Below are 26,399 nucleotides of genomic sequence, written 5' to 3' on the forward strand. Positions count from 1 at the left end.
ACAGTAATGTGAAAAGGCGTTGGGCGCTTACCCTACGATGATGTAGAACGTGTCCATCGTATGCATAAACTGTTAAAAGTACAGGTGGAAAAGTTATATGATTTTGTTCAAGGTGGAGCTGCTTCGCGGGACCAGAACAACGAATATAAAATTATAAAAGGGATAGATGAGTGGTTTGATAATACCATTCGAGAAAAAACAGATTCTCAAGGTGAACCAGCGGTTTATAAAAAAGGAAAATACCGCGGACACCCCATGCATTATGATAGAGAAGAAGAATATGTAAAAGGATTACGTAACATCTTAAAAGACCTTGCTTCAAACGTACTCATACGACGTGTTTTATTTGGGAAATCCGATTTTGATTTCGATGTCCACGTGCGCCCATACGGGCATTTAGAGATTCAACTCTAGCAAAGTTGTAGGCTCAGGTCTCACAAAAGCCTATCATCAACCAACTTATCCGTGAAGGAAACTGAACGGGGAGTGTAGCATGTTGGTAAAGCCATAAGTTAATTAGTTACCAAATTACGACTGAATGGCCAGATGAAACGTATAGACAAGGATGAAAGCTAAACTGCTTAAACGATAGTCCAAAGGGGGATATCGAACCCTATGACGAAAGGTAACTAGTAACGTTATGTAGTAATGACCATTTAACCAGGTGTACGCTAAATGGTATAGAAGGACGAGGTCTCCATCCTCAAGTCCCAGAGATCCATTACTAACTATCCACTGTAGGTGGAAAAGGACGAAAGTCGCATCCGACACTATACCAAGCTCATCTCTAAATGTACTAAATGGGGATTACCTAAGTTGGAACGCCAATACAAACTGGCTATTAAGGATGATACCAAGTGTAAAACAAGGTATGTGGCTTATGAATATCCAATAAGGTAACGGAGTTTCCGTAGTAGTCAGAGATAGGGAAAGCCTATTACAGGGCGAAGGGAAACAGTTTATCAGTTTAATACAAATTAGGAAGGAGCGTGAGGCTCTTTGAGAAATCCAAATGAGGTATTAAACAGCCTACGTACCATGGCTAGTAATACAGATTACAAGTTCAAGAGACTATACAGAAACCTGTATAACCCAGAATTTTATTATATGGCATATTCTAAGATATACGCCAAAGAAGGCAACATGACCAAAGGTACGGATGGAAAGAATATCGATGGAATGAGTATTGAAAGAATTAACACTCTTATAGACAAAATTAAACACGAGACTTACAAACCTTATCCAGCTAGACGGATTTATAGGATCAAAGCTAATGGTGGTAAAAGACCACTAGGCATCCCTTCTATGGATGATAAAATCATACAAGAAATAATACGAAGTATCCTTGAGAGTATATATGAATCTACGTTCTCCGATGATTCACATGGGTTTAGACCTAAAAAGAGCTGTCATACTGCGTTAATTCAAATTCAAAAGACATATAGAGGGGTACGATGGTTTGTTGAGGGGGACATATAAGGTTTCTTCGATAACATAAATCACCACTCACTTATAAATATCCTTAAAAGAAGGATTGATGATGAAAAATTTATAAGGTTAATTTGGAAGTTTCTCAGAGCAGGTTATCTTGAAGAATGGACATATAACAACACATTCTCTGGCACCCCTCAAGGAGGCATAATCAGTCCCATACTATCAAATATTTATTTGAATGAACTAGACAAATTTATGAAGATCTATAAACAACAATTTGATAATGGGGCAAGAAGAAAGACAAATCGTGATTATGCGTACCTTTCAGATAAGAAATACCGACTACGAAAAAAACATGAGGAACAATGGGGACAAATGTCAGAGGACGAAAAAAGAGAAGTTAAACTACAGTGGAACAAACTACACAAAGAACAGCTCTCTATACATTCAAAAGAACCTATGGACGAAAACTACAAAAGAATTGTATATACCAGGTACGCAGATGATTTCCTCATAGGAATAATAGGTAGTAAAGAAGACGCTATTCAAGCCAAAGAAAATCTTACGATTTTTCTTAAAGAAACCCTTGAACTCGAGTTGTCACAGGAAAAGACTCTCATAACCCATAGTGAAAAATTAGTACAATTTCTCGGTTACGATATTACAATCTCAAGAGAAGAAGCAATAGCAAAAACAACCCATAGAAGGACAAAAAGGGTATTCTCTTTCACACCCAAACTATACGTACCCAAAAACAAATGGATAAAGAACCTATTTCAAAAAGAGGCACTAGCAATTGATAAAAATACAGGTACTTGGAAACCTAAACACAGAACCTATCTAAAAGATAATGACGACTTAGAGATTTTAAGTATCTACAACGCAGAAATTCGTGGTCTATATGAATACTACAAGTTGGCGAACAACGTAAGTGTTATAAATAAATACAAATACATAATGGAATATAGTATGTATAAAACGTTCGCTAGCAAGTACAAAAAAAGTGTTAAACAAATTCTCAACAAATATAGAACCAATGGGAAATTTGGTATACGATACAAAACTAAAAACGGTGAAAAGATAAGATATCTTTATGACCAAGGATTTCGGAGACACATAAGTATAGATACCAAAACAGAAGTCGATATTTTCCCAAACACCTTAAAAATGTCTGGACGAACAAGTCTCATTGAACGATTATTAGCCGAAGAATGTGAAGTGTGTGGCAAAAAGAACCTAGCTATCGAAATACACCACATAAGAAAGTTAAAAGACCTAAAAGGTAAGAAAATGTGGGAGAAAATGATGATCGCTAGAAAAAGAAAAACCATGGCACTCTGCCATCAATGTCACATAGATTTACACTCAGGTAAGTTGGATTGATAAATGGAGAGCCGTATACTTGGAGACGAGTACGTACGGTTCGGGGGGGAGTACTTGGAAACCTATCATAGAAATATGATAAGGCGCTGGGTACTTACCCTACCTAGAACAAGGTGGTATTTTACTAGTGAATACGGCAAAAGGGGAATTAGCCGACCTTTCTAACGTATTGGGAAAATTTATCTTACTTAGTATGCAGAATGCTGTATTCCGCAGAGAACCAAACGTTTCACCATACCACCATATAATTGTCGATGAATTCCCAGATTACGTTGTACGCCCATTTAAAGAATTCCCTGCACAATCTCGTAAATATAAAGTAATCCTGACAATTGCAAGTCAAACTCTATCTCAATTAGCTCTAGATTTCACAGAGCAGTACATGTTTACCTTGCTGGGTTCATTCCGTAACAAAATGATATTTGGGGATGTAACACCATATGATGCAAAGATTTTCTCTGACATGTTTGGCGAAAAAGAGGAATTTAAAGAATCTCAATCCGAACAAGGTATTTCTCCTATGCAAGAGAATCCCGTTAGTCGTTTAGGATCAACCTATCAAAAAACAAAAGAAGTGGTTATGTCGCCAGGGGATATTATGGCACAAGGTGCATTTATTTGCGCTGCTCGTATCGTACAAGATAATCATGTGCAGCCTGTACAACAAATCACAAGTAACTTTGTACCTAAAGAAGAGTTTGCTAGAGCGATTATTCAAGTAGACGAAAGACTAGGGCAATATTGGGAAAATGAGCGTCTCCTTCTAATCAAGGATTCTATTAATAAAGCAAATCCAATGAAGCACGTAGATGCAAAGAATATGGAGAAAATAGAACCACTACCACCTATACAGAATGATACGATGGAGCAGAACAATTCCCTAGAAACAGACAGTGAGCAACAACATATTGTATCATTAAATGATTATAAGGATCATAAATCTGAACATGAAACAAAATTAGTCGAAGATATAGCTGTATCAAATAAATCCATTGCTAGTGAACAACAGACAAACCACAATGAGGAAGAGGAAGCTGAAAATGAAGCTGCTCTATATGAAGAGATTAAAAACTTCGTAATTGAAGCACAGCAAGTCTCGCCATCCCTTCTGCAAAGAAAATTTAGGATTGGCTATATGAAGACAGCACGATTAATTGAAAAGTTAGAACAAAATCTAGTTGTAAGTTCCTATACAGGAAAAGAACCTCGTAAAGTTCTAATTTCAAAAGATAGTCGTGTTCCATTACCGATTGAGAAGTCTGATATAAACTCTCCCGTTTTATTCGAAACAAATACCGGTGAGAGTATTCAGCAAGAATCAGCCATGCCAAGCGAAGACAAGGAAGCCGCGCAAGTGGAGACAAGCTTCTTTAAAGATGTCCTGTATGATGATGTGGTAGCTTTTGTGAAGGAATCCAGGACTGCCTCCATATCTGCACTGCAAGATAAATTTAATATAGGTTATACATGTGCAGCACGCTTACTAGATGCTTTACAACGTAATGGAGTCTTGCAGGATATAGAGACAGAACAAAAGTTGGAATTTGTGACACCTGCAATACAAGATACAGTAACAGAAGAAACAATTGAGGAAGTAATTAAAATGAATTCTGCCGATATAGAAGATTATCATGAAATACATATGGATGTATCAGAGCTTAACAAGGGTTTATCCATTTCTATATTGGAACAAGATTGGAACTCAGATGCTTCAATTGAGCCGGAGCTTTCAGTTAGAACCGAACCATTCCAAGAAGAGTCACAAGAAGAAGTAACTACAATTGAAATAGAGAAGGAATCAGAAATAAATATAGAGGAAGATCCAACACCAGTAATAGAAACAGCAGCCCTTACTGAAGAAAATAAACTTGATGCAGATGTAGCAAAAGTTTATGAATCAATTAGTACTACTGTCTATAAAAACTTAGAAAAAAATAGGCTAGGGAATCCTAAAAATAATGAAGAGCAACGAGAGTATAGCCCTATGACCTATAAAGAACGTCAAGAACTTCTAAAAACTCAACAGAAAAATAAGTATAGTGATACGCAGCCACTGCCATATAGAAATGAACAACCTAAGAAGAATACATCTAACGTGATGAGCAAGGATTTAAACGATATATTTGATTAATATTTCCTTTCAATTAGAACGATTCTTTGAAATTAATGAGAGATTTTGTAAGTTAAAGCATAAACTGTCCGGACAGTTTATGCTTTATTTTTTATATGCACAGTTTATGGTTAATTTATTGTCTCTTTTAAATCAAGTCACGGTGTTTATAAAAAAGGCGCGATGTTTTGCCCCTTTAGATCTGTTTATCTAAAGGGGTGTTTTTATAGTGAAAAGTGAAAAGAAGATCTGAACTGAAAGGCGGATTAAGAAAATGTTGAGTAGCAATAAAGTTACTCCACTAAAGGGCCATTTTGTTGAATATCAGCAAAGAAGGAATGTATACAACTGTGTTGAAGTAGATTAAGGTTGATGTTTAAAAAATGGAGGGGTTATGGTGATTATTGAAACGACTGTGCAAGTTCGTGTTTCAGACTTTGAAAAGGGAAAGGAATGGTACAAGTCACTACTGAATAAAGAGCCTGATTTTGTACCTCATGAAGGATTTGTTGAGTTTGAACTCGTACCCGGGAGTTGGTTACAGGTAGCCAAGGGAACGCCAACAGAAGGTAGCGGTCCTATACGCATGGGTGTGATGGATATAGAGGCTGAAAGGGATAGAATGATAAAGGAATTAAATATTGAGCCTTTTGAAATATATTCAAGAGAAGAGGTTCCCGTAAAATGGGGTAGCTTTACAGACCCATGGGGGAATCGCTTAGGTTTTTTCGAATATTTGAATGAAAATGAAAAGGATGAAACAATAAAAAGAGTTCATGGGACGACGGCTAAGTAGTTAGTCCGTATAACCACCCTCTCCTCAACTAAAGGGCGCAAGAGTTGAAGATCAATGTTTGAATCGACAACTCTTTTTTATTATCTAACAGGGCAGGGATTTAAAGTATTCAAGTAGAATAAGAACCTACCATTTTTTTATAGGGAGTTTTGCTGAATAATATTGTTAATATTTCACAATGGATATATGATTTTTACAAAGAGTGAAGGGAGATGAACGAAATGAAGTTTACACAAGGTAACAAGAATTAAAATGGTGGTTAAATTAGACTGACCACCATTTATTTTAAATTGTGGTGGGTGATTAATATGACAAGAACTAAGTTGATAATCGTTGAAGGTATGTGGGGTTCTGGCAAGAGCACTACATCTAAATTGATTTATGACCATTTAACAGAATCTGGAATAGAGACACGTCTATTTCTTGAGGGAGATTTAGATAATCCAGCAGATTACGATAAAGTAGCATGCTTTACACATAAAGAGTTTAACAAGCTATTAGAGAAGCATTCAGAGTCTATCGGATTGATTCGGTCGATTACTCAGAGCAAAGGGAATTATAATTTTATTGAATATGGAAAGCGTCAACAGGAATTAAGTAAGGCGTTCCCTGATGAACTATTGTCTGATGTGATGCAATATGATATTTATGATGGAACACTGCCATTAGAGCGGCATTGTGAAGTGCATTTGAATAGGTGGAGTGAGTTTGTAAAGGCTCAACAACAAGAGGAGACGGTAACAGTCTTTGAGTGCTGTTTCATTCAAAACCCCCTTTCAGCTATGCTTGGTCGATATGATGCTTCGCAAGATGTGATTACAGATTATGTACTGAAGTTAGGCGACATTATTAAGCCGTTGAATCCATCACTTCTCTATTTTCATCCTGGTGATGTTCGCTCTATTTTAAAGAGAGCATTCGAGGAACGCTCATCAGAATGGCGAGATGGCGTAACTCAGTATTACACTCAGCAGGGGTATGGACGGAGTCACGGGTTGACAGGGTTTGACGGGCTTGTTGAGTTTTTAAGAGTTCGAACCGAAATAGAGTTAAAAATCATAGAGCAACTCTTGATTTCGAAGTCAGTTATAAGAAATGATGACCTCAATTGGGAACGGGTTCATCAGCAAGTGATTCAATTTGTTGACGAGTCATTGTGAGTCTAAGTTGTTGCTAACGAGGGTCTTATCTTCAATAAGAAAACATAAATGATTTTCCACAATCGGGCGCGATTGTGGAACAACATAGGTAGAAATAATCAAATGGGGAACTGTAGTTGAATATGCCAGAAAATATTTGAAGTTGTACCAAATAACACTTGCATAAATCTCCAAATACCATTATATTAAAATTAATAATTATATAAATGAAAAATAACTTACGTGAAGGACACACCTTACGTACCATTCCAACGGTACAGGTGTGTCCTTTTTTACGTTCTAGGAGGAAAAATAGGATGACAGTAGAGAAAGAAACAACACACGTTGCAGAAGAACTAGGAATGGCTTTTGAACAAGAACTCACAGTAGGAGACACACCAGTAGAAACAAACTTCAACCAATTTGAACGAGTACGTGAGCATGAATTAGAAGAGTTAGCTCGTATGAAACGTGAACGTATTATAGGTAAAGGTTTAATTACAGTCGTCTCTGAAAAGTTGTTCCCAACTAAAAATGGTAAATCAGAACGCATACCCGTACTTACGATGCAAATTGGTACCCACACAACTGCATATTGTCCAATTACAGAGGCAGGGATAACTATTCCTAAGAATCCTCAATGGCTAGTTGGTAGAACAAAACCTGTTATCATTGAGCACTTCCAAAAGACAGAAGAAGGGAACTTTGCCGTTGTATCAATCACAGCTGGGGAGCTCTCATTACAAAAAAGATTATATGATGAAGTAACCTCACAAGAAGGGAATAAAGTATACACAGGAACAGTTTCAGGGCATATTCCAACTGCACAAACTGTTCTAGTTGAAGTCCGTGGTGTAACTATAGGAGTAAGGTACTCACATTGGTCGTATTCCTTTGTACGTCCGGAGGATATTATTATTGGTGATGTTGTAGAGCTTATTATCGATAAAGTAGTAGAAAAGAACGGTCGATATGAATTTAGAGGAAATAAAAAGAAATTAGAAACAGATCCAATTGAAAAACTACTAGAGCTAAAAAAACGACGTGACCGTTTCGTAGGTAAAATTGTAGGTGTTGATGCGATTGCTGGTATCTTTGTAGAAGTTGCACCCGGTATTCAATTCAAAGGATTAAAAAGCCGCAATCTTGCCAATCCAACTGAACACGATGCAACTAACCAAACCATTGTTACATGCGAGCTGCTTAACATTGATGCGAAAAATAGAAAAGGAACTGTACGTATCCTGAATTATCCGCAAGGCCAAAGTAAAAAATCTAATTCGCCAATTTACCAATTTTAATGAATGACTATGCGTACAATAGAGAATCAAATGTCTTCATATTTCCCTTCAATTCCACATTTAACAAGTGAGGATGCACAGGGACTTCAGGTATATCGAATACATAGTCTGGATAAAACCTATGTATTCCATTCCTATGACGAATTAGTTACGTTTAAGCAGCGTTTAACAGAAGAACAGCAGGTAATACTAACTTTTATTGGTATTCATACATCTGTTCGTTTTAATCATTTATTATATCTATTCAAGGATAAGTTTTCGCGTAAGAGAATTAATGATGCACTTCAAGTACTACTTTACTATCGTCTCATTGAAAAATGGCAAGTAGAGATTTTTGATATGGAAATTCTTGAGGAGGCATATACGTTATCCGATAATGGGTTTAAGCTCTTAAAGTACTGGCAAGGAAATATATTTTACTTTGCTCCGGAGCGCCTTGATAATCACGGCAAATACGTTCACCTACGTTATTGGCATGATATAGACTTACTCTGTCACCTGCGTTATGCTCCGTCCTTTATGGGGCATATTATGCATCCATCTATAAGTAAAGGGGTTTCTACCCCTCCTTTAAGTTTTGTAGTAAGCGGTGGAGAAGATCGTAAGTTTAATTTTGTTGTATACTCCACCTTATTATCAGATACAAAGGATCGATTAAAACGGATTATTGCTAGATGGAAGACTTTTGTAGAGTCAGGGAAAGATGTTATTATGCAGGACTTAGGGAATAATCCTACAATCTTAGTTATTTATGTTTCTACTGAAAAACAGGCAAAGCAAATTAATAATGAACTACTACTTGATTTAATCCATGGTAAAGTATTGCTTTGTATAGGAGAAACCTTATATTCACAAGGATTACAACATGCTTTTTACCAGCCTCTTGCAGAAGGGGAAATCAAACAATTAAATACGAAGCTATTCACCACAAACTAAGCCACCCTTGCAAGCTATTGCTTTCTTTTAAAGGGTGGCTTGTTTGTGTTCTAAAAAAAGTACGAAATATTCAAAAATAACGTGTAAAAATTAATTATCATGTATCTACCCCTATACAAAGTACGGATTTTACGAAATAATATTGTTTGATAGCTCTTTCATCAATAACGTTATATATAAATATAGTTATTTTTAGGAAGAGAATATATTAGAAAGGAGTAATACATTGCTACGTATACAAAGAGGGTTTATGTACGATCCAGATGATAATGAGGTAATTGTTAATGAAATTTTCTACGATGCTACATCAGAACAAAAGCTAGGAAGCAAAATGGGTGTGTTTGATATGGTTAAACTACCTACTGCTATTTTTCAAAAGGTCCAAGAAAACGAAAGTATGTCTTACATGGAAAATATAGAAGTAGAAAAGGGAGCTCTAAAAGAAATACTTTGTTATTTAGAGCAGAATCAAAAACCAGACAAACTCTATTTTGAACTGCAGTACATGAAGTAACACCAAGAACTGAAAATAAGAGGAGCTTTAGCAGGGGAAACAGGGGCTTTATTAAACAATACATATTACAGCTGCGTATAAAGTTCCTTCTTATCTTCAGTCAATTAAAAACAATTGAATATAATATAAAAATAGTTTAATATAAACGTATATTTATTGTTTAATTGATTCCGTTTATTCCCACACCTTATGTGTTGTGGTTGAGTTGTAGAAGCAAGTTGCGTCTTGTTTCATTTATGAAAGGGCTTCTTTGAGCCGATTAGTGTATATATAGCTTATTTTGCTATGCACATTTTAATCGACTTGAAGAAGCCCTTTTTGTGTTGTCTTTAAGTTAGGAATTACTTGTAAATAGACCTTCGGGGCTAATAATATGCTAAATGAAAACAGCAAATCTATTGTGCTTTTTTTGTTTAATTTAGAGGAGAGATCATATGGAATTTTACAAAGTATGGCATAAGAAAAAGAATATGAGAGTCATTTGTGCTCATAATAATTATGAAGCGATAGGTTTTTATTTAACAGAAACATATCATGATTGCGATTGTGTAGAGTATCTAAACGCTCATAAGTTAAGCACTTCAGAACCACTTAAAGTCATGCATGACGGATATGAAGCGTTAAGAACACTACAAGACATATGTAGTGAGAGAAAATTCGCTAACATCCCTTGTACCGTAGTAGAGATACTAAAATAAACAAGGGTGAGAGGTTCTAGTATTTAGGTATTACAACTAAAAAATAATGTGAATAAATAGCACATAGTTTGTGCTTTTTTTATTTGGAAAAGGGGATATTTATAATGAAATATGAACATGCAATTACATTAGATAAACCAGTATTATCAATAGGGGAAATTATATCAATCTTTCAAAAGAAAGAGATCACTGAACCAATTAGAAGTCGTGAACTTACTATTTTTAAAGATACTGTGGGTATTATTGGTGAATAAATGAAAGAATTCGACATCGACTATTATGGTTATAGGGACTTCATTATGGAGCTGGATTATCATGATTGTAATGATGACTGTGATTTCGAATTTCAAAGAAAAAGTTTTGAATATCAATATGGAAATCCGTGTGAAATAGAGGATCGTATCCAAGAATGGGGCCATTTTCTTATTAAAAAAATGGAATCAAAAAAAGAGGTAGTAAAATCTGAATATAGAAGACCTTCAACTATACCTCCTACAGACGAAGAACTAGAACAAGTAGAGTATAATAAAAGAAGAGCAATAGAATGTAGCGAACTGTTTCATATTCCATATGAGACATTAAAAGCTATTTTAAAAGAATCCCCACATACTGTTATTGAGATTATTCAAAACATAGAGTTGGAGAACACAAGGATACTAGAGAAACTTCCTGCCCATTTAGGTGTACAATTTGCTTATAAAGAAGAATTGAAGGAATTATATATCTATTATGGAGAAAAACACTTACCAGGTATTTATCGTCTCTTATTATTGTTAAAGATTTTTGAATTTGACTGTAAAGAAAGAGAGTAATGTCTAATAGTAAAGTAGATAAGGAATAGAATGCGAAAAATAAGAACCAGGGAATTTATATAGAATTAAGGTATTTGTTGCAATGCTAAAAGCACAAGGGATTAGAATGTGAAACTTGAGAGGAGTACTTTAATATGATTACAGTTAACCGAGGATATATGTATGATCCAGATGATAATGAGGTCTTAATTACCGAAATTTATTATGAGGCTGCTACAGATACTAAATTAGGAAGTAAAATGGATAGCTTATCTTACGCAGTTATTCCTAATGAAATTAAAGAAAAAATAGAAGCAGCTGCTTCATTATCCTATATGGAAAGCATTGAGATGTCTCAGCAATTAGCTGTCGTATATCAAAATGAAATTAACATGTATGGAAAACCAGAAAAATTATACTTTGAGTTAACAAGTATATAAGAGGGAAAAAGACATTGGACGTATTTGTTCAATGTCTTTTTTATTAATTTTTAGAGGAGAATATATAATGAATAGTGTAAATGAAATAGAAACAAGTCTTTGGACAATTTGTGTAGGGGATATTTTTAGCAATGGCCGTATGCCGTACCATCTAAAAGTTGTAAACATTGAAGTAGAAGATATGACGAAACCAGACGATGCGAAGATATATAGTATACCTGTTCATCCTAAAAATCATAGAAGACGTATGAAAATAATGGATGTATCAGAACATATTTCTTATCGAGCTTGGTATTATAATGAATTTTGGAGCAAATAATATGCTATGGATGAAAGAGTGTTACGGTCGTTTCACTCTTTTTTACTTGCATTCAAAATAAAGATAGTATAATATACAGATATATTTATTTGTTTATTTGATTCCGTTTATTCCCACACCTTTTTGTGTTGTGGTTGAGTTGTAGAAGCAAGTTGCGTCTTGTTTCATTTTTGAAAGGGCTTCTTTGAGCCGATTAGTGTATATATAGCTTATTTTGCTATGCACATTATTAATCGACTTGAAGAAGCCCTTTTTGTGTTGTCTTCAAGTTTGGAGTTATTGTATAGCCAGCACTTTAGGCAATTATTTTATTAATTAGGGGGAAACATCATGAATTTAGTCATGGAAAAATCACAAGGGAAATTACAAAATGATGCTCATTTACATGACATTATTGAAGAAATTAAAGTACTAGCTAATCCTTTATGGATCAGTTCTTTATCAATGCTGCAAGCGCACAATCAAAACTTCAATACGAAAGCTACGACATTTAAGAATATTACTGTTTCTGATTTAAGGGATTTGAAAGTAAGCTTAAGTCTCATTTATGCAGCAAGGAATATCAGTCATGCAAGTAAAGAAGAGTTGAATCAGCGCTTATCCATTCTATCAGGAAAAAATATTACTTCCTATGAAGAGTGGCTGCTTCATGAAAACAGAGGAATTATATGTGAAATGATTGATGAATTTCGAAAGAAAGAGTGGATACACCCAGATTCGAAATAACAATTAATACAGGAGGATTATTATGACGAATATAATGGAAAGTTTACAAGCCGAATTTCCATTCGAACAATTAGGATGGAAAATTACACATGCATTCGAAAACCAAGGGCGTTTTTTCGCGTATGTAGCTCCATTTGTTGACGCTCGCGCCATTCAGGACCGATTTGATGAAGTCTTCGGTATCGATAAATGGCAAGTGTCTTATGAAAAATGGGGTGAGAACGCAACGAAGTGTACCATCTCAGTATTTTTGAATGAACGCTGGATATCAAAAGAGGATGGAAGTGAAGAGTCTGACTACAGTTCTGTAAAAGGCGGCTTTTCGAATAGTTTAAAAAGAGCTGCTGTACTTTGGGGCGTAGGAAGATATATCTACAATATAAAACCTTGTAAAGTAGAACTTACTACACGTAGTAATGGTCCAAATAGTATCTATGTTTCTTATCAAAAGAAAGGATATTATTTCACACCGCCTACTATGCTACAACTAAAGAATAAACAAGGAAGTTCACAGAAGGAACAATCAAACAGCCAAGCAAACCTAGAATTTTTAATTCAAGAAATGCAAAAGCTAGCCAAACCATTAGGAATCACATCTAAGGATGTTCTGCGTGCTTATAATTATAATCATAATGCACAAGCAAAAACATTCGAGGATACAACGACTGGTGGATTAGAGGACATTATAACTAGTTTACAGTTGATTCACGAAGCGAAGAATATTCGCCCTGGAAATGAGAAACAGCTTAACCGCTGGTTATCAGCTCTTATACCTGGCGATATTACGACCTTTAGAGAGTGGTTACTTCATAAGAATACAGAGGCAATTCATCAACTGATAGAACAGTTAAAAAAACAACAAAGCGCGTAAAGCTTTGTTTTATAGCAGGAAAACGAATGAACAGGATATGAGGTCTGTTCTTTTTTTATTACTTTTTTGGGGGGATTTATTATGAAATTTACTATTAACCGTACATTATTTATCGAAAAATTAGAGAAAGCTAGTGCTACTGTAGACGTTAAAAACCCAATGCCCGCATTACAAGGAGTTTTATTAGATTGTAACCAACAGGGAATGATTCTAATGGGTTCAGACGGTACAGAAACAGTGACATTAGTAACTCGCTTTAATGTAAACAGTGGGGATTGTACTGAACCAGGGAAAGTGCTATTTGCAGCTGCTCCAGTTCTTAAAACGATTAAGAAATTCAAAAGTGAATTCATTGGTTTAGAACATAAAAACAATGAGCTAAAAATTGTAGAAAATGCGAAAAAGCAATTTAGCTTTTGTACCATGGATCACGAAGAATATCCTGAAATCAAAATTGAGGCAGGAGAAGACTGGCTAACGATGTCACAAGAACAATTTGCAAAAATCGCTAGTAGAACTTTACATGCTATTGCAGTATCAGATACACGAAAGATTTTAACGGGTTTAAATTTAAAATCCATGGAAGGTGAGCTTTCATGTACTGCTACTGATTCGTATCGTTTAGCGAGGTTACGTTTTGAACGTACGCATATTCCCGCCGCTAAAGATGGTGAAGTCATTTTACCAAGTAAATCCCTAAAAACGGCGTTAAAACTATTTAATAGAGAATCTAAATTAGAAATGAAATTGATTAGTGATACGCAACTTCTTATAAGAGGGGAGAGCATTATCTATCAATCTCGATTATTAGCCGGAATATATCCTGATACGTCAAGGATGATACCCGATTACTCCGATATCTATGTAACCGTAGAACGTAGCGAGTTACAAAATACATTAGAACAGCTGTCGGCATTCTCGACATTAGTTATGTTTACTTCAGAAGGACAAAAATCTTTGAGGATTGAGCCGAAAAACTCACAAGTAGGAACTGCGAGTGTGGAAATTTCATGCAATCAAGAAGAGACATTTACATTTGCTTGTAATGTGGAATATCTGCTGCAAGCATTACAGACGATACCGTCTGAAGCAATCACGATAAAAATAATTAGTAACCAGAGACCTATTGTGATAGTGGGGGCAGATGACAAAACTAGCTCTAATCTGCAATTAATCCTACCGGTTCGTGTGTAAGGGGGCATCCAAATGAGTATGAATCACAGTGACTTCTTTGACTTATTACAGTCAAAAGAAGTCCTTCCTAATAATCAAGAACTTCGTCAATCCTTTGAATCGCTTATAAATGGATTTATTGCGAACGAAATGCCTGATTTAGAAAACATATCATTAGAACATATAGATGAATTTGAAAAGCAATTTGAGCAGCTACGACATTATGTCACGTTTTATAGTGGTAATTCATTTCGGATAAGTGGCCCAGATTGTGTATTAAAGGAAATGCTACATTTACATCTTTTCACTGAACAACTAGAAGATGTAGAAAAGCAGGGGCTAGAAGATGAGATATTTATTTAATCAGGGAAATGAGATGAAAGTATACATTCGGATGCTACGCATACAAAAATTAATTCGCAAATATAACATCCCATTCTTAATCAATATCAATGATTTTCACAGGGACAGGTTGCATTTAACAAGTGAACTATTATTCGAGTCGCTTGCGCGTTTTAACGAGCAAACACGTATATTTTGTCACTTTGCCTTCGGAACTGAAGAAGACCTGTTAGATGGGACGTTATTTAGCTCAGAAGACATGTATTCGAATTTCGCTTCGGATATTAGTTCTATGGCTGCGGAAGGATGTTACTTCGACACAGCTGGTTACTATCTATGTATAGGATCGAAACATATAACACAATCCGATTTTCAATTCGTGTTACATGAATTTTCGTTTAACACCTATCAAAGTGAAGCGTATCCCAGTCATATTTTGATTGAATTTCTAGAGGATGGTTATGAACAGTACTCATTTGATGAATGGGTACTTTCTTATTATGAAATTATAATCCGTCTTGCGGCAATGATCCGAGAAAAGACGAAGGGGAACTAGGTATGAAATTATTATTTACATACAATCAGCAGAAAGTAAGAAAGTATCTACTTTCGTTAAAAATACAAAAGAATGATCACTTACTGCCTGAATTACTTGCAGATAAGAAACATCATGAAGAAATTTATATATTAGATTGCTTAGATGACTATGAAAAAATAGACTTCAGCAAAATTTCAGAACGCTCCATTCATCATGTACTGGCTGCCGTTTCTTATGTAGAGGAAGACTCAAATTTCTCAATTGATTTAATTGATTCGAAAACTCTCCTTGAAATAATTATGATTGCGGAAAATTCTTTAGATACTGATCTTTCCTGCTTCTATACATCGCAACTGTATATTATGGAAATCTTTATGCGTATGTATAGACTAGGAATTCCCGTATCTGCGTATTTCCCAACGTATTTAGAACGAGATAATTTCGAAGAATACGATTGTGAGGATTCATTTAAAAGCTGGGGTGATGATTTAATTCAGGATATGAAATTACGTCACGAAGAGGTAAATAACGACGATAAGAATGACCTTATTAAATATTCGAATCTATTTCATATTTCCATGGATGAATTAAAAGACATTGTCAAGAATTCATGGAGTTCCATTGGTGAGATATTTTCCAATATCAAGATAACGGATCAAAGTTTTTTTCATTCTATCCAAAGTCGTTTTGATATTCGTATGCTTTATCAAGCTGATGAGGAGAAACTTTTCCTTTTCTATGACGATGATACATACTTTCCAGCAATCAAACGAATTGAAATGATACTTTGTATCTTTGAAGAAATTCAAATGGTTAGTAAGAGGAATGTATAAATAAAGAACCCTTTAGAGGTGATATTGTAGTGCGAAAATTATTTGGTTTGGAAACGCATATGTCAGTTCCGTACTATTTGCTATGGATTAAGTTAAATAAAACTTATAGCATCATAAATCTGGAACAAATTAAACAGAGATACCAAGAGGAAATATATATATTAGAAAGTCTTTCTAAAGATATAGAGATAGATTTCAACAAAATATCTCATGAGGCAATTGGTAAAATCCTAACTTGTGTGGACTTTTTAGATGTAAACCAAACATTAAGTTGGGAGGACGTAGAATCTAAAGATACGATTGTTATCTTCTTACTTTCTATGAACCTGTTACACATCAATCTATCTTGCTTTTATCCGTGTCAATTTCATTACTTACATTACTTTAAAAGAATGCATTCGCTTTCGATTAATGTAACACAGTATTCTCCCGTGTACTTAGAACAAGAGAATATTTATGAATTAGACCATGAAGAAGAATTTGTGAATTTGGGTACGGACATGATCGAAGAAATGGGCTTAGAAGCTTTTCCTATTGAAGAGGAAGAAGAGTATGAAACGCTCTCTACACTATTCGACATACCGTTAAAGGAAGTACAGAAAGTAGCAGAGGACACATGGGACGCTATAGCTGAAACAATAGAAGGCATATCACCAAAACATAAAGAAAAAATTTCTAAATTACTAGATTGTTATCCAGTAAAGTATTCTTACCCAATTGATGAAGAATCTCTTTATCTCTATTATGGGGAGGAACCATTATACGGACCATATAAATTTGAGATGTTACTAGATTTATTGGAAACAATCTTTACGCAGGGGGAACCAACACATGAAGACAGTAGCAATATTTGATGCTTTAGAGCCAAAAGGAATTGTAACCATTCAACAATTTAACAATGAATTATCGCGTGGTGAAACTGCCGTTACTTTTAAGGACTTTTATTTAGCTTTAAAAGAAGTGATGGAGCAAGGTACACAAGATAATACTCATTACTCTAGTGGCGTACTCCCAAAAGGGTGTGTAAAACATGAGGTGTTATCTAAGAGTGGTGATAAGCAAGCTGTTTGGATTGAAGTACCAAAGGCACAGTGGGATATTCAATTTTTTGAACGACCGTTTCAACAAGTGGGCTTTCCGCGTCTGTTATTCCGTTATACGGTTTATCAAAAACGAGTTACGAATATCTCTGTCTTTGCTGTAAAAGAAGACATGGAGTTAGAAGAAGGAATGAAGTTATACCAATTTCCTTATTCTAATGTTCATGCTAGTGGATCTGTATGTACGGGTAGAGTTATGATTCCTAAATTCCGGACTTTAAAAGATTTAGAAACATTTCATGTTTTATTCTTTGCAAGTTCATTCAACCATGACCTTACAAACACTCATACGGAACCAGTGGGAGAGTTATTTAAACGATTTGAAAACCAAAGTTTTGATGATTTCATTCTAATAGAATCAGAAATGACTTTTTAAAAAATAGCAGGATTATATAAAAGCAAACATACTAGGAGGATTTTTAATATGACTAACTTATTCGATTTTTTTGATATGGAGAAACAAGTAGAGGAAACAACAGTACCAGTGAAAAAAGCTGCTTCAGAGCAAGCCACTGCTATAAAAGAAGAGAAGAAGGAAAAAGCCAAAGATAAGACAAAGACAAGTAAGAAGCCTAAGGCTGCAAAAGCTACAGATTGTCTAGATAAAATCAATACAACAACGGTTGTTCGTCACGTAGTATTTGGTGATAAACCGTTAGTAGATTGGTTTACAGAAGAAGAAATTACACATGGAATCGCTGTTCAAAATGGAGATTCCACAGATGTAAGAAAAATAGAAGCAGAGGACATTCGCGTAAAATTAGAGCAAATTTATCCCTCATTTATTAAAGGCTTAACTGTCATTAAATTTGATGAGGATACAAATGCACTACTTCCGATTTTAACTGTCGGCGCAAAAGGAGCAAGTACTGTAGAGGGACAATCCATTTCAGATTGTCCTTTTTCTTTTCTAAGTACTTGGCGTGATCACTTTTTACCTGGGGATTTTATTCCGAGGACTCTATTAATGGACTTTATTATTATTGCACAGGCCATTTCTCGTAAATGTGATTGCGAATTGCATGCTGATATCTATTTCCATAAAGAGCGTGGTTATTTTATGGACTTCCCACGCCAGCAGGTAGCGACTGAAATTGTAATCCCAGAAACGAATATAGGGATGCAGTCTATTGCTATGAAGGTAATGGAGATACACAGTCATCATCATTTCTCTGCTGAACCAAGTGATTTAGATGATCAAAGTGAACGGGCTCCTATTCTCTATGCAATAATCGGCAGAATAGAGGATGTTTTCCCTGAACTACGTGTACGCACTTGTATCGATGGGGAATTTCATTCTATTAACCCTAACTTTATATTTGCAGGAGAATATGCAACGAAAGGGATAAGCCAAAATTACGATTTAAGCGGGATTACACTTTTAAAATAAATAAACAAGGGGGCGTAAAGGAGACATATAATCATGTCTCCTTCTTTATTATGACAACATTAAAAACAATTCACGTATCAATGTTTACAAAGATAAAACATTTCATGTTACTTCTTACAAAGAGTGAACGAGTAGTAGAGGAAACACATCATGACTATGAGCTATTTCAATTTATGTGCCAGTTAGAGATGAATCACATATATAAAGCACTAGAAGGACAAGGGAATGATACCTATATTGATTTAAACGCGCATCAAGTATATGTACATACACTTATTGAGCAGGTGAATTCACTTCAATATGCTGTATCCATTGTGCAAGAGAAAGGAGTCGTTCATGCTGCATCGATACTATTGATGCATTCATTTGGCTTGTATACCGTGCATAGGATTACAAATTTATCAATTCCATTTCTACGAAATTTAGAGAATACACAATTAAAAGAAAATTAGGGGGATATAAAAATGAGTATTGTTATTGATGTTGCAGAAGGAAAGAAGATTGTACCGCATATTGTATTAGTAGGTGCTGGAGGAAACGGAGGCTTAATTTTACAACATATTGCTCAAATGATGAGTATTTTCCAATTAGATGGAGAAATTGTAGTTGCAGATCCAGACATAATTGAAACCAAGAACCTTGGAAATCAACTCTTTATTCGACCTGATGTTGGTAAATACAAAGCGGAGGTACTTGCTCGTCGATATAAAGCTGGCTATAACGTTCCTATCTCTTCCTATACGTCACAGTACATAGAAGACACAGAAACAATGCAGCAGTTGTTTAGTAATAAATACGATTTATTAAAAAAACAACATAAAGACGACTACTTGTATCTGCCAATTGTGATTGGAGCAGTAGATAATATGTTTTCTCGTGAGGTCTTTCATCAATTCTTCAATCAATCGGATAATCTTATTTACATCGATGTAGGGAATACAGCTGTAACAGTTCCTGATAATTGGAGAGAAGTAGATAAAAGACACTGGACACCTCAACAAATAGCCGATTATAAAAGTAGTGGTTATAACGGTCAAGCAGTATGTGGGATTAAACTGAATGGCGAAATTATTCTCTCTCCGCTTGGCGACTTATTCCCAGACGCTTTTATGAAGAAAGAAACGGCTCCAAGTCAATTAAGTTGTTCCGAATTAGCTGCTTCAGAACCACAGCGCGTTATTACAAATAAGTTCGCTGCCATGACTGTTGCACAATTCGTAAACGAGCTCTTTGATGAAGGTACTGTATCGAATCACTATATCATTTTCCAAGCTCAAAAAGCTTTTATGAAGGCCGCACCAATTGGAGAGTAGTGGTATAGGAGGGACAATATGAGGCTGTATCAACTAGACAACACTCAATTACAACATACGTTAACACCAACAAACATGTGTAGTGGTGTTCTTCAATACTATCAATATAAGAATTATGCGGTTGTATCTGTACTTGATTTATCAAAGCATGATTCCGAAATGATACCCTTGCTTCTGGCTTGTTTAGCAGAGGCTTTGATTCATTTAAACCCGGACTCTTTTTTAGCTAAGGATGAATCCGACTTCTTATATTGGTGTAGAAAGAACTTCAAAGGATTTCATAGTATCTCTGATGATGGATTCTTACAAGACTTCAAGCAGGTATACGAATGTTATCAAGCATTACAGAACGTTGGGAAACAAGAGAGCGATATAAAAATAAATATGTAATAGCAGGGAGAAGAGGAACGCATGTATAATATAATCAAGCGTCAATATAATTCAATTATCCAAGAGGTGATTCGGATTAACGAAGAAGTTCAAAGGGAACTGGACCTATTAGTACAAAAAATTCGTGAAACCGTGTCTTCTGTCCAAAAAATTATCCTTTTTGGCTCTCATGCCTATGGCACACCAAATGAAGACAGTGATTTTGATCTCTGTATTGTTGTGGAAGGTGTAGGAGCAAGAAAAAGGGAAGTCATTAATCGTATCAATTGGGGTATTTACGATGTAATGGAAACACCAGTTGATATTTTAGTGTATGGACCTGAAGAGTTTCAAGAACGTGCTAACCGCAATGTAACCATGGAGCATAAAATTGCACTAGAGGGGATGGTTCTATATGAGAAATACTGAGGATCTAAAAGAATGGCTCTTCATTGCAATATCTGACTTAGATTCTGCTAGGTACTTAACTCACATGAAGCCTTTCCCTACCGCAATTATTTGCTATCATAGTCAACAATGTGTGGAGAAACTTCTAAAAGGATTTCTTGCACTAAACGGTAGAACAGTCCCTAAAACTCATAACCTTTTAATGCTGCACAAATCGTGTCGCAAATTAGATGAGAAATTCTCAATGATTTTAGATCAGTGCGTGCAGCTGAATGGTTATGCTACAGATATTCGTTATCCGTATTTCGAAGCACTTACAGTTGAAGATGGATTAATGGCCATACAACATGCTAAAAAAGTAATGAGTTTTTATAAAGAAACGCTAAATAAGCTGAATATACATGAAATCGTAATTGATTAAAATAGAGGATATACATAAGAGGGAGTGCCTATCACTAGGGACTCTCTTTTTCTATCTAAAAAAGAGGAGCTAACAATATAATGACAGACATTTATACACAAATTAAAGAAGAAATGAAGAAAGTCTATTTATCACGTAATTGTTGTTTTGTAGGTTACAGTGGCGGAAAAGATAGTTCTGCTATGTTGACTTTACTATGGGATGCAATTGCAGAACTGCCAATAGAGGAGCGTACAAAACCGATTCATATCTTAACTTCAGAGGTTGGGGTAGAAACACCAGCTATGACTGCATATATCTCACGTACATTACAAAAGATCCAGGAGAATGCAGATGAACAAAATCTACCGTTCATTGTTCATAGTGTACAACCATCAATGAAAGAATCATATTGGTATAAGGTGATAGGAAGAGGGGTTCTTCCGCCAAGTGGTAATAGTAGATTGAGATGGTGCACCGACTCCCTCAAGATCAAACCCATGCAGCGAAAGATGAAAGAAATCTTAATAGATTCTCAAACTACTAATGCAGTAGAATGTTTTGATGAATATGATGGTGTGCTTATGCTCGCCGTTCGCAATGAAGAAAGTGCACGTAGAAGGCATAGTATTCAAAAACACGAGATTAGTAACGATTCTCTATTTTCGCGTCATAATGACATGAAAAATATACTTTGCTTTAATCCAGTTAAATTCTTAACCGGTGATGAGGTATGGATGTTACTTTTAGATAGAGGATTATTGCCTTTTGGCGTAGATGTAGAAGAAATGAGCATACAGTACGGACAGGCTATGTTTGAGTGCGGCGTAAAAACAGGTGGAAAACAACAAGGAAATGCTTGTGGAGCTGCAAATTCGCGTAGTGGATGTTGGACTTGCCTGATGATGAATGGTGAGGATAAAATGCTAACCCAGTTAATAAGTGAGGGGTATACAGATTATGCTTACCTACAATCATGGAAAAGCTTCTTACGTTCCATTAGAAACGATATTCGCTATCGGAATGTAATGAATAGACGCAGTCTGCAGACGCTCCTTAGAAACGAAAACAAGCGTGATTCGGACCTGTTCTCCATACACAATCATATTGAATACGATTATATTATGTTTGATCGTACAGAAAAAGGGGATTATGCACCAGGAGGACTTACAGTAGAAGGTAGAAGAATGCTTTTAGAGTACCTACTTTATACGCAAGATGAAATGCATACGAGTCTTATATCTGAAGAAGAAATTGAAGCAGTACTACAAGCCTGGTATGAAACGGATGGGATTCAAGTATATCGTGATGAATTGGAGCCTATACACCACGTATTACTCGGTGAATTGGTGTTCAAGCCCGATTGTAAAATAAATGAGGAAAAAACGACTTCTCCATTCCCCGTATTTTTTGTAGAAATAGATATTCATTTAGGGAAGCAGGACCTATTTCTTTGGATTAAAGAGCGGCAGAGAATTACGCAACAGAGCTTTTTCTTCTTTCCTTCAAATTATTCAAATGAAGCTGCAAAATTAACATGGAACAAGCTAACCTTTGTTGTATCTAGAGCAGATATAACAGAAGCAAGAAACGCTGAACGGATCGTGCGTCATTGGTTAGGGATGGATATGTACCATGGAAAGAGGGAAGAACAGCATAAACAAATGCTTATTCAGCTCTTAATTCAATCCATGAAGGATGAACCACTTTTTAAAGAAGATGAAAAAGCTAGTACAAAACTTTTGTATGCTGCAGAGTTTACAAGCAGACTTTCTAGATTAATAGAAACGGAAGAACTGCTATCTGAAGAGACAAACCATCTCTTTGCAAAAATACTTAAGAAATTAGGAAACGAGCCATTTTCAATAGCCTAATACTTAAATAGACGATATATTTAAAGAAAGTACCTATACTACATAAGGTACTTTCTTCATTTTAACAGTAAGGGGACACATTATATCTATTAATATAGAAAATATATAGGGGATGATTAATTATGTGCCTATACATATTAGAAATTATTACAGATCACAAAATAAGCTTTCTTAATGCGACATCTACAGAAACGGCCATAGAAACATTTCAGGGAATATATAAGCAATATGCAGAACAAGTACCTTTTCATGTTAGAGAAGTACACCCAAGTGAAAAAATCATAATGGATGCAATAACCTGTGAAATACATTGTATAGGAGACAATAGCATTTTAAAGAAATGTTTAGAGAATCTTATGCACTTACATGCTCCGATTGATTGGGTTCCTTCGCTTGAACTTAATCAAACTGTAAAACCTAATCCGCTCTCGTTTACTATACATGAAGCATGCCTCTTAAAAGAAAATCCTCAGTATAACGAGGTTGGGATTGATTTTTGGGAAAGTATTCTCCAGGTATCATTACATGATCGTGGGGAGTTTTGGAATGCCCTAAAAAACTTTCTAAACATTGATGTACTGTCTGTATCCGAATTAGAAGGATTAATAAAAGTTAAGGAAAATAGGTGTTAATAGTGCAATTCGAAGAACTTATGAAGTATATAGAAGAAAATAAAGAAGAACATTTTCAAGATATAATCTGCAAGAACGAACTTACGATTAAAAAGATAGATGAGAAAAAATAAGAAGTAAACAGAGGGTAACAAATTAATAAAAAGACGTGTTCTATAAATAGAATACGCCTTTTATTTTAGTGTATTTATAAATCACTGCAAATATTGATAATATCTCTTTAAAGATATCTTAGTTTTGAACCCCATCCTGCTTACCAATTCATCTTCTGATATCCCTAGCTTAATAAGACGGAGAATAAATGTATTCCTCATCTGCTGGGCAGAAATACGCCTATTTAACTCGGCTCGTTTCACTTCAAGTCTTATCATCTTTTGTATTGCAACCTCAGACAAAGCCTTTGGCGCATCATTTTCGTACACCCATCGATACGTCCCCCGATTAAAATCAAATGCTATGAACAAAGGATTATCTGTATATTGTCGAGGCCTTACTGGTTCCGGTATCATTTTATAATATTTATAGAGTTGTTTTGTATCCTCTCCCTTTAAAGAGATAGATCTAGTCATACCATTTTCCCCTGGAACAATTAATGTGTTTCTAGCAAACTGTATATGGCTCATATTAAGCGATACAAGCTCTTGCAAGGATAAACCATAGTTTACTACTAAATTTATTATACAAGCGTTTCTATCCATAATAAGAGGTCGATATTTAGCTTGTCTTTCTGTTAACCCCTTTGTCGAAAGTAGAGTTTGTTTTAAAAGCTTTTCTTCCGCTTCGGTAATAAAATCATTATCACTTAGTGATTGATCTGGAATTAAAGAGAGTTGGATGTCATCTATTGGACTATTTATCCCTAAGAACATGTGAAATTTCTTTAGGACAACCCATATTCGGTGCATTGTTTTAAGGGAATACTTGCGTTTGTTTTCTAACTCCGAAAAATATGCTTGATAATCTTCTCCAGATAGTTCATGCCATGATTTGATATGTGAAAGTATCTCATTTACTTCTAACCATCTATAAAAATCCTTAATATCGTATGAATAACGTTGGACTGTAGAGTGTTTTCGACCTTTTTCTGTTAAATAAGCAGAAAAAGCTTCTAATGTTCCTTCTAAGCTAATTGCCTCGTTCATTATAATCACCTAATTTCTTTGGGTATATTATAACAGAAAGTAGGTTAAAGACTTGCTACCGCCCTCTGCTACGCACGGTTGCTGGCATATCAAAAACGCAAACGGACAAACAACCCTTTGCATTTTTGATATGTTGATTATTATTTACCAAGCCAAATGAATAAGGCTATCATAATACTCCAAAAAGGGAATACAAATAATAATCCCCAAAAAACCCCTTTAAAAAATCTAATTTCGTCATATTCATTCATTGCTATATTAGTTGTATTCTTTAGTACGACCATGTTTAGTCCTCCTATTATTAATTGATTATAAAATGAAAAAAGGACAAACCTCGTCCTGGTAGGGATACGTAGGTTTGTCCTTTTGTATGTGGGTAATGATATGTTTAATTAGCATTATTATAACTGAATTAACAAATATTTTCAATTAGGTCTGACATCTTATTAACAATTGTACTAGTAATAATAAAATCTATTATAAATATATATCTTATATATTAAAAAGAAATAAAGATAAGACTTTTATAGGTTATCAAAAATAGTGAAATGACTTACTCCCACAAGGCGAAATTTGATGTAAGAACGTAAAAAATCATAAATAGCAGAAAATGTATTCGTAGATTCAATGATTATTAGACTTTCAATTCTACAAAAAAGCAGAAAGAAAATTATATGTTTCTACACGAAATCGAAAAGAAAATGATACAAATCACTTTATATTTATTCAACCATGTAAATAGGTCTTATTTCCTTTATTTTGGTAAATGGAGCAGTATGTAGCGTCCAATTATCCACATTTTGTTCAGATAATGTAGCTATTTGTTAACATTACTCAGTATTTACACATAACTCACATTATTATTGATGATTTTTATTAGATATATTCAACGACACTAGTATTCTCAAGGATATTGGGAAAATATTATTCACATTTGAACATATTTATCCTCATATCCACTATTTTTATAAATATCTTTCTGATTTTTTGTAGATATAAAATCGGATGTTTTACTACACGTGAATAATATTCAATGTGTAATGTGGAGATTCTTCTATAGGTAGAAGATGATTTGTATAGAAATGTATAAAAAAAGACTCCATTTTACATGAAGTTTTTCTGATTTGGTATTTATAAATAGAGTAGTAGAAAAGGGATGTTAATGAAACAAACACGAATAGCCCTCCACTTTCGATTTTTTCAAAAATAGAGAGCTCGTTGCTATTATTTTATTTCCATTGCGGTTAGCACCTGATCTGGAGCTGTTATTGTTACACCAGCACGTACTAAACGTTCAAATGTACGCATAAACTCTAGTAAATTAAACTGTTTTGGTAGCTCAATAACACGAAGTTTTTCTTGTGGCAGCTTATCAATTGCCTCGATAAACCATTCACGTACATCACTTGGAATCGTGCGTTCTTTAT

26 protein-coding genes and 5 pseudogenes are annotated in these 26,399 nt (G+C 35.0%); 28 read left to right on the plus strand and 3 right to left on the minus strand.

All coding sequences use genetic code 11. The annotated features are described in order from the left end of the window. Nucleotides 1–33 precede the first annotated feature (33 nt). From MR155_RS27970 to MR155_RS28105, 28 genes and pseudogenes are all read left to right on the plus strand, one after another. A pseudogene (locus tag MR155_RS27970) lies at nt 34–399 on the plus strand (DNA translocase FtsK); the annotation flags it as partial. 600 nt (nt 400–999) lie between these two features. Then, a pseudogene (locus MR155_RS27975) lies at nt 1,000–2,817 on the plus strand (reverse transcriptase domain-containing protein). A gap of 100 nt (nt 2,818–2,917) precedes the next feature. Then, nucleotides 2,918–4,948: pseudogene (locus MR155_RS27980) on the plus strand (DNA translocase FtsK); the annotation flags it as partial. 376 nt (nt 4,949–5,324) lie between these two features. Further along, nucleotides 5,325–5,723 (plus strand): VOC family protein, encoded by a 399-nt coding sequence (locus MR155_RS27985; RefSeq protein WP_199715741.1) that lies wholly within the window; start codon nt 5,325–5,327, stop codon nt 5,721–5,723. A 308-nt stretch (nt 5,724–6,031) separates the two neighbouring features. Continuing rightward, nucleotides 6,032–6,883, plus strand: coding sequence for a P-loop NTPase family protein (locus MR155_RS27990; protein ID WP_199715743.1), 852 nt, complete (start codon nt 6,032–6,034; stop codon nt 6,881–6,883). Nucleotides 6,884–7,179: 296 nt separating this feature from the next. Continuing rightward, nucleotides 7,180–8,163, plus strand: coding sequence for a hypothetical protein (locus tag MR155_RS27995; RefSeq protein ID WP_002139750.1), 984 nt, complete (start codon nt 7,180–7,182; stop codon nt 8,161–8,163). 3 nt (nt 8,164–8,166) lie between these two features. Continuing rightward, nucleotides 8,167–9,099, plus strand: a complete 933-nt coding sequence (locus tag MR155_RS28000) for a hypothetical protein (protein ID WP_242311685.1) — start codon at nt 8,167–8,169, stop codon at nt 9,097–9,099. 226 nt (nt 9,100–9,325) lie between these two features. After that, entirely contained in the window at nt 9,326–9,613 is a 288-nt protein-coding gene (locus MR155_RS28005; protein WP_002166835.1) for a hypothetical protein, read from the plus strand. Nucleotides 9,614–10,047: 434 nt separating this feature from the next. After that, nucleotides 10,048–10,311, plus strand: a complete 264-nt coding sequence (locus MR155_RS28010) for a hypothetical protein (RefSeq protein WP_002166836.1) — start codon at nt 10,048–10,050, stop codon at nt 10,309–10,311. A 104-nt stretch (nt 10,312–10,415) separates the two neighbouring features. Next, nucleotides 10,416–11,123 (plus strand): annotated as a pseudogene (locus tag MR155_RS28015) (hypothetical protein). A 134-nt stretch (nt 11,124–11,257) separates the two neighbouring features. Then, nucleotides 11,258–11,542 (plus strand): hypothetical protein, encoded by a 285-nt coding sequence (locus MR155_RS28020; RefSeq protein ID WP_016102711.1) that lies wholly within the window; start codon nt 11,258–11,260, stop codon nt 11,540–11,542. A 67-nt stretch (nt 11,543–11,609) separates the two neighbouring features. Continuing rightward, nucleotides 11,610–11,861, plus strand: a complete 252-nt coding sequence (locus tag MR155_RS28025; protein ID WP_002140097.1) for a hypothetical protein — start codon at nt 11,610–11,612, stop codon at nt 11,859–11,861. Nucleotides 11,862–12,191: 330 nt separating this feature from the next. Next, nucleotides 12,192–12,587: a hypothetical protein gene (locus MR155_RS28030; protein ID WP_016102712.1), complete on the plus strand. Its 396-nt coding sequence runs from the start codon at nt 12,192–12,194 to the stop codon at nt 12,585–12,587. Between the two features lie 22 nt (nt 12,588–12,609). After that, complete coding sequence (locus MR155_RS28035) at nt 12,610–13,458, plus strand: Rad52/Rad22 family DNA repair protein (RefSeq protein ID WP_002139757.1); 849 nt, start codon at nt 12,610–12,612, stop codon at nt 13,456–13,458. 81 nt (nt 13,459–13,539) lie between these two features. Next, nucleotides 13,540–14,652: a DNA polymerase III subunit beta gene (gene dnaN / locus MR155_RS28040; RefSeq protein ID WP_242311687.1), complete on the plus strand. Its 1,113-nt coding sequence runs from the start codon at nt 13,540–13,542 to the stop codon at nt 14,650–14,652. 12 nt (nt 14,653–14,664) lie between these two features. Further along, nucleotides 14,665–14,994 (plus strand): hypothetical protein, encoded by a 330-nt coding sequence (locus tag MR155_RS28045; RefSeq protein ID WP_002139760.1) that lies wholly within the window; start codon nt 14,665–14,667, stop codon nt 14,992–14,994. After that, nucleotides 14,978–15,529, plus strand: a complete 552-nt coding sequence (locus MR155_RS28050) for a hypothetical protein (RefSeq protein ID WP_242311689.1) — start codon at nt 14,978–14,980, stop codon at nt 15,527–15,529. The genes MR155_RS28045 and MR155_RS28050 overlap by 17 nt, the downstream gene beginning before the upstream one ends. Nucleotides 15,530–15,531: 2 nt before the next feature. After that, nucleotides 15,532–16,344, plus strand: coding sequence for a hypothetical protein (locus tag MR155_RS28055; RefSeq protein WP_242311691.1), 813 nt, complete (start codon nt 15,532–15,534; stop codon nt 16,342–16,344). Nucleotides 16,345–16,373: 29 nt separating this feature from the next. Beyond that, nucleotides 16,374–17,198, plus strand: coding sequence for a hypothetical protein (locus MR155_RS28060; RefSeq protein ID WP_242311693.1), 825 nt, complete (start codon nt 16,374–16,376; stop codon nt 17,196–17,198). Next, the gene (locus MR155_RS28065; RefSeq protein ID WP_147740146.1) at nt 17,176–17,820 is read left to right on the plus strand and encodes a hypothetical protein; all 645 of its coding nucleotides are present in this window, start codon (nt 17,176–17,178) and stop codon (nt 17,818–17,820) included. The genes MR155_RS28060 and MR155_RS28065 overlap by 23 nt, the downstream gene beginning before the upstream one ends. A 48-nt stretch (nt 17,821–17,868) precedes the next feature. Then, nucleotides 17,869–18,834 carry a Mov34/MPN/PAD-1 family protein gene (locus MR155_RS28070; protein ID WP_242311695.1) on the plus strand — a complete coding sequence of 322 codons (966 nt, stop codon included), beginning with the start codon at nt 17,869–17,871 and terminating at the stop codon, nt 18,832–18,834. A gap of 50 nt (nt 18,835–18,884) precedes the next feature. Then, nucleotides 18,885–19,286, plus strand: coding sequence for a hypothetical protein (locus tag MR155_RS28075; protein WP_242311697.1), 402 nt, complete (start codon nt 18,885–18,887; stop codon nt 19,284–19,286). 12 nt (nt 19,287–19,298) lie between these two features. Continuing rightward, nucleotides 19,299–20,147: a ThiF family adenylyltransferase gene (locus tag MR155_RS28080; protein WP_242311698.1), complete on the plus strand. Its 849-nt coding sequence runs from the start codon at nt 19,299–19,301 to the stop codon at nt 20,145–20,147. Between the two features lie 18 nt (nt 20,148–20,165). Further along, entirely contained in the window at nt 20,166–20,537 is a 372-nt protein-coding gene (locus MR155_RS28085; RefSeq protein ID WP_002139772.1) for a hypothetical protein, read from the plus strand. A 21-nt stretch (nt 20,538–20,558) separates the two neighbouring features. Then, on the plus strand, nt 20,559–20,945 hold the full coding sequence (locus tag MR155_RS28090; RefSeq protein WP_002139773.1) for a nucleotidyltransferase domain-containing protein: 387 nt from the start codon (nt 20,559–20,561) through the stop codon (nt 20,943–20,945). Then, the gene (locus tag MR155_RS28095; RefSeq protein ID WP_002139774.1) at nt 20,932–21,345 is read left to right on the plus strand and encodes a HEPN domain-containing protein; all 414 of its coding nucleotides are present in this window, start codon (nt 20,932–20,934) and stop codon (nt 21,343–21,345) included. The genes MR155_RS28090 and MR155_RS28095 overlap by 14 nt, the downstream gene beginning before the upstream one ends. 80 nt (nt 21,346–21,425) lie before the next feature. Then, complete coding sequence (locus MR155_RS28100; protein ID WP_219375113.1) at nt 21,426–23,198, plus strand: phosphoadenosine phosphosulfate reductase domain-containing protein; 1,773 nt, start codon at nt 21,426–21,428, stop codon at nt 23,196–23,198. A gap of 122 nt (nt 23,199–23,320) precedes the next feature. Continuing rightward, on the plus strand, nt 23,321–23,830 hold the full coding sequence (locus MR155_RS28105; protein ID WP_242311700.1) for a hypothetical protein: 510 nt from the start codon (nt 23,321–23,323) through the stop codon (nt 23,828–23,830). A 194-nt stretch (nt 23,831–24,024) separates the two neighbouring features. On the opposite strand, the gene MR155_RS28110 is transcribed toward MR155_RS28105, so the two are convergent. The 3 genes and pseudogenes from MR155_RS28110 to MR155_RS28120 form a co-directional block, all read right to left on the minus strand. Beyond that, nucleotides 24,025–24,972 (minus strand): tyrosine-type recombinase/integrase, encoded by a 948-nt coding sequence (locus MR155_RS28110; RefSeq protein WP_242311703.1) that lies wholly within the window; start codon nt 24,970–24,972, stop codon nt 24,025–24,027. 140 nt (nt 24,973–25,112) lie between these two features. Continuing rightward, a complete protein-coding gene (locus MR155_RS28115) occupies nt 25,113–25,256 on the minus strand; it encodes a hypothetical protein (protein ID WP_219375116.1) in 144 nt (47 codons plus the stop codon). Nucleotides 25,257–26,196: 940 nt separating this feature from the next. Next, a pseudogene (locus MR155_RS28120) lies at nt 26,197–26,399 on the minus strand (hypothetical protein); the annotation flags it as partial.

The sequence above is a fragment of the Bacillus cereus group sp. BfR-BA-01331 genome, from assembly GCF_022663915.1.
Taxonomy (GTDB): Bacteria; Bacillota; Bacilli; order Bacillales; family Bacillaceae_G; genus Bacillus_A; species Bacillus_A mycoides.

Coding starts and splice junctions, on each gene's coding strand:
- MR155_RS28065 (WP_147740146.1), top strand. CDS start 17,176: ATGAAGACAGTAGCAATATTTGATGCTTTAGAGCCAAAAGGAATTGTA.
- MR155_RS28100 (WP_219375113.1), top strand. CDS start 21,426: ATGACAGACATTTATACACAAATTAAAGAAGAAATGAAGAAAGTCTAT.
- MR155_RS28050 (WP_242311689.1), top strand. CDS start 14,978: ATGAGATATTTATTTAATCAGGGAAATGAGATGAAAGTATACATTCGG.
- MR155_RS27990 (WP_199715743.1), top strand. CDS start 6,032: ATGACAAGAACTAAGTTGATAATCGTTGAAGGTATGTGGGGTTCTGGC.
- MR155_RS27995 (WP_002139750.1), top strand. CDS start 7,180: ATGACAGTAGAGAAAGAAACAACACACGTTGCAGAAGAACTAGGAATG.
- MR155_RS28090 (WP_002139773.1), top strand. CDS start 20,559: ATGTATAATATAATCAAGCGTCAATATAATTCAATTATCCAAGAGGTG.
- MR155_RS28025 (WP_002140097.1), top strand. CDS start 11,610: ATGAATAGTGTAAATGAAATAGAAACAAGTCTTTGGACAATTTGTGTA.
- MR155_RS28055 (WP_242311691.1), top strand. CDS start 15,532: ATGAAATTATTATTTACATACAATCAGCAGAAAGTAAGAAAGTATCTA.
- MR155_RS28030 (WP_016102712.1), top strand. CDS start 12,192: ATGAATTTAGTCATGGAAAAATCACAAGGGAAATTACAAAATGATGCT.
- MR155_RS28070 (WP_242311695.1), top strand. CDS start 17,869: ATGACTAACTTATTCGATTTTTTTGATATGGAGAAACAAGTAGAGGAA.
- MR155_RS28105 (WP_242311700.1), top strand. CDS start 23,321: ATGTGCCTATACATATTAGAAATTATTACAGATCACAAAATAAGCTTT.
- MR155_RS28020 (WP_016102711.1), top strand. CDS start 11,258: ATGATTACAGTTAACCGAGGATATATGTATGATCCAGATGATAATGAG.
- MR155_RS28035 (WP_002139757.1), top strand. CDS start 12,610: ATGACGAATATAATGGAAAGTTTACAAGCCGAATTTCCATTCGAACAA.
- MR155_RS28045 (WP_002139760.1), top strand. CDS start 14,665: ATGAGTATGAATCACAGTGACTTCTTTGACTTATTACAGTCAAAAGAA.
- MR155_RS28080 (WP_242311698.1), top strand. CDS start 19,299: ATGAGTATTGTTATTGATGTTGCAGAAGGAAAGAAGATTGTACCGCAT.
- MR155_RS28115 (WP_219375116.1), bottom strand. CDS start 25,256: ATGGTCGTACTAAAGAATACAACTAATATAGCAATGAATGAATATGAC.
- MR155_RS28085 (WP_002139772.1), top strand. CDS start 20,166: ATGAGGCTGTATCAACTAGACAACACTCAATTACAACATACGTTAACA.
- dnaN (WP_242311687.1), top strand. CDS start 13,540: ATGAAATTTACTATTAACCGTACATTATTTATCGAAAAATTAGAGAAA.
- MR155_RS28075 (WP_242311697.1), top strand. CDS start 18,885: ATGACAACATTAAAAACAATTCACGTATCAATGTTTACAAAGATAAAA.
- MR155_RS28000 (WP_242311685.1), top strand. CDS start 8,167: ATGACTATGCGTACAATAGAGAATCAAATGTCTTCATATTTCCCTTCA.
- MR155_RS28110 (WP_242311703.1), bottom strand. CDS start 24,972: ATGAACGAGGCAATTAGCTTAGAAGGAACATTAGAAGCTTTTTCTGCT.
- MR155_RS28010 (WP_002166836.1), top strand. CDS start 10,048: ATGGAATTTTACAAAGTATGGCATAAGAAAAAGAATATGAGAGTCATT.
- MR155_RS28095 (WP_002139774.1), top strand. CDS start 20,932: ATGAGAAATACTGAGGATCTAAAAGAATGGCTCTTCATTGCAATATCT.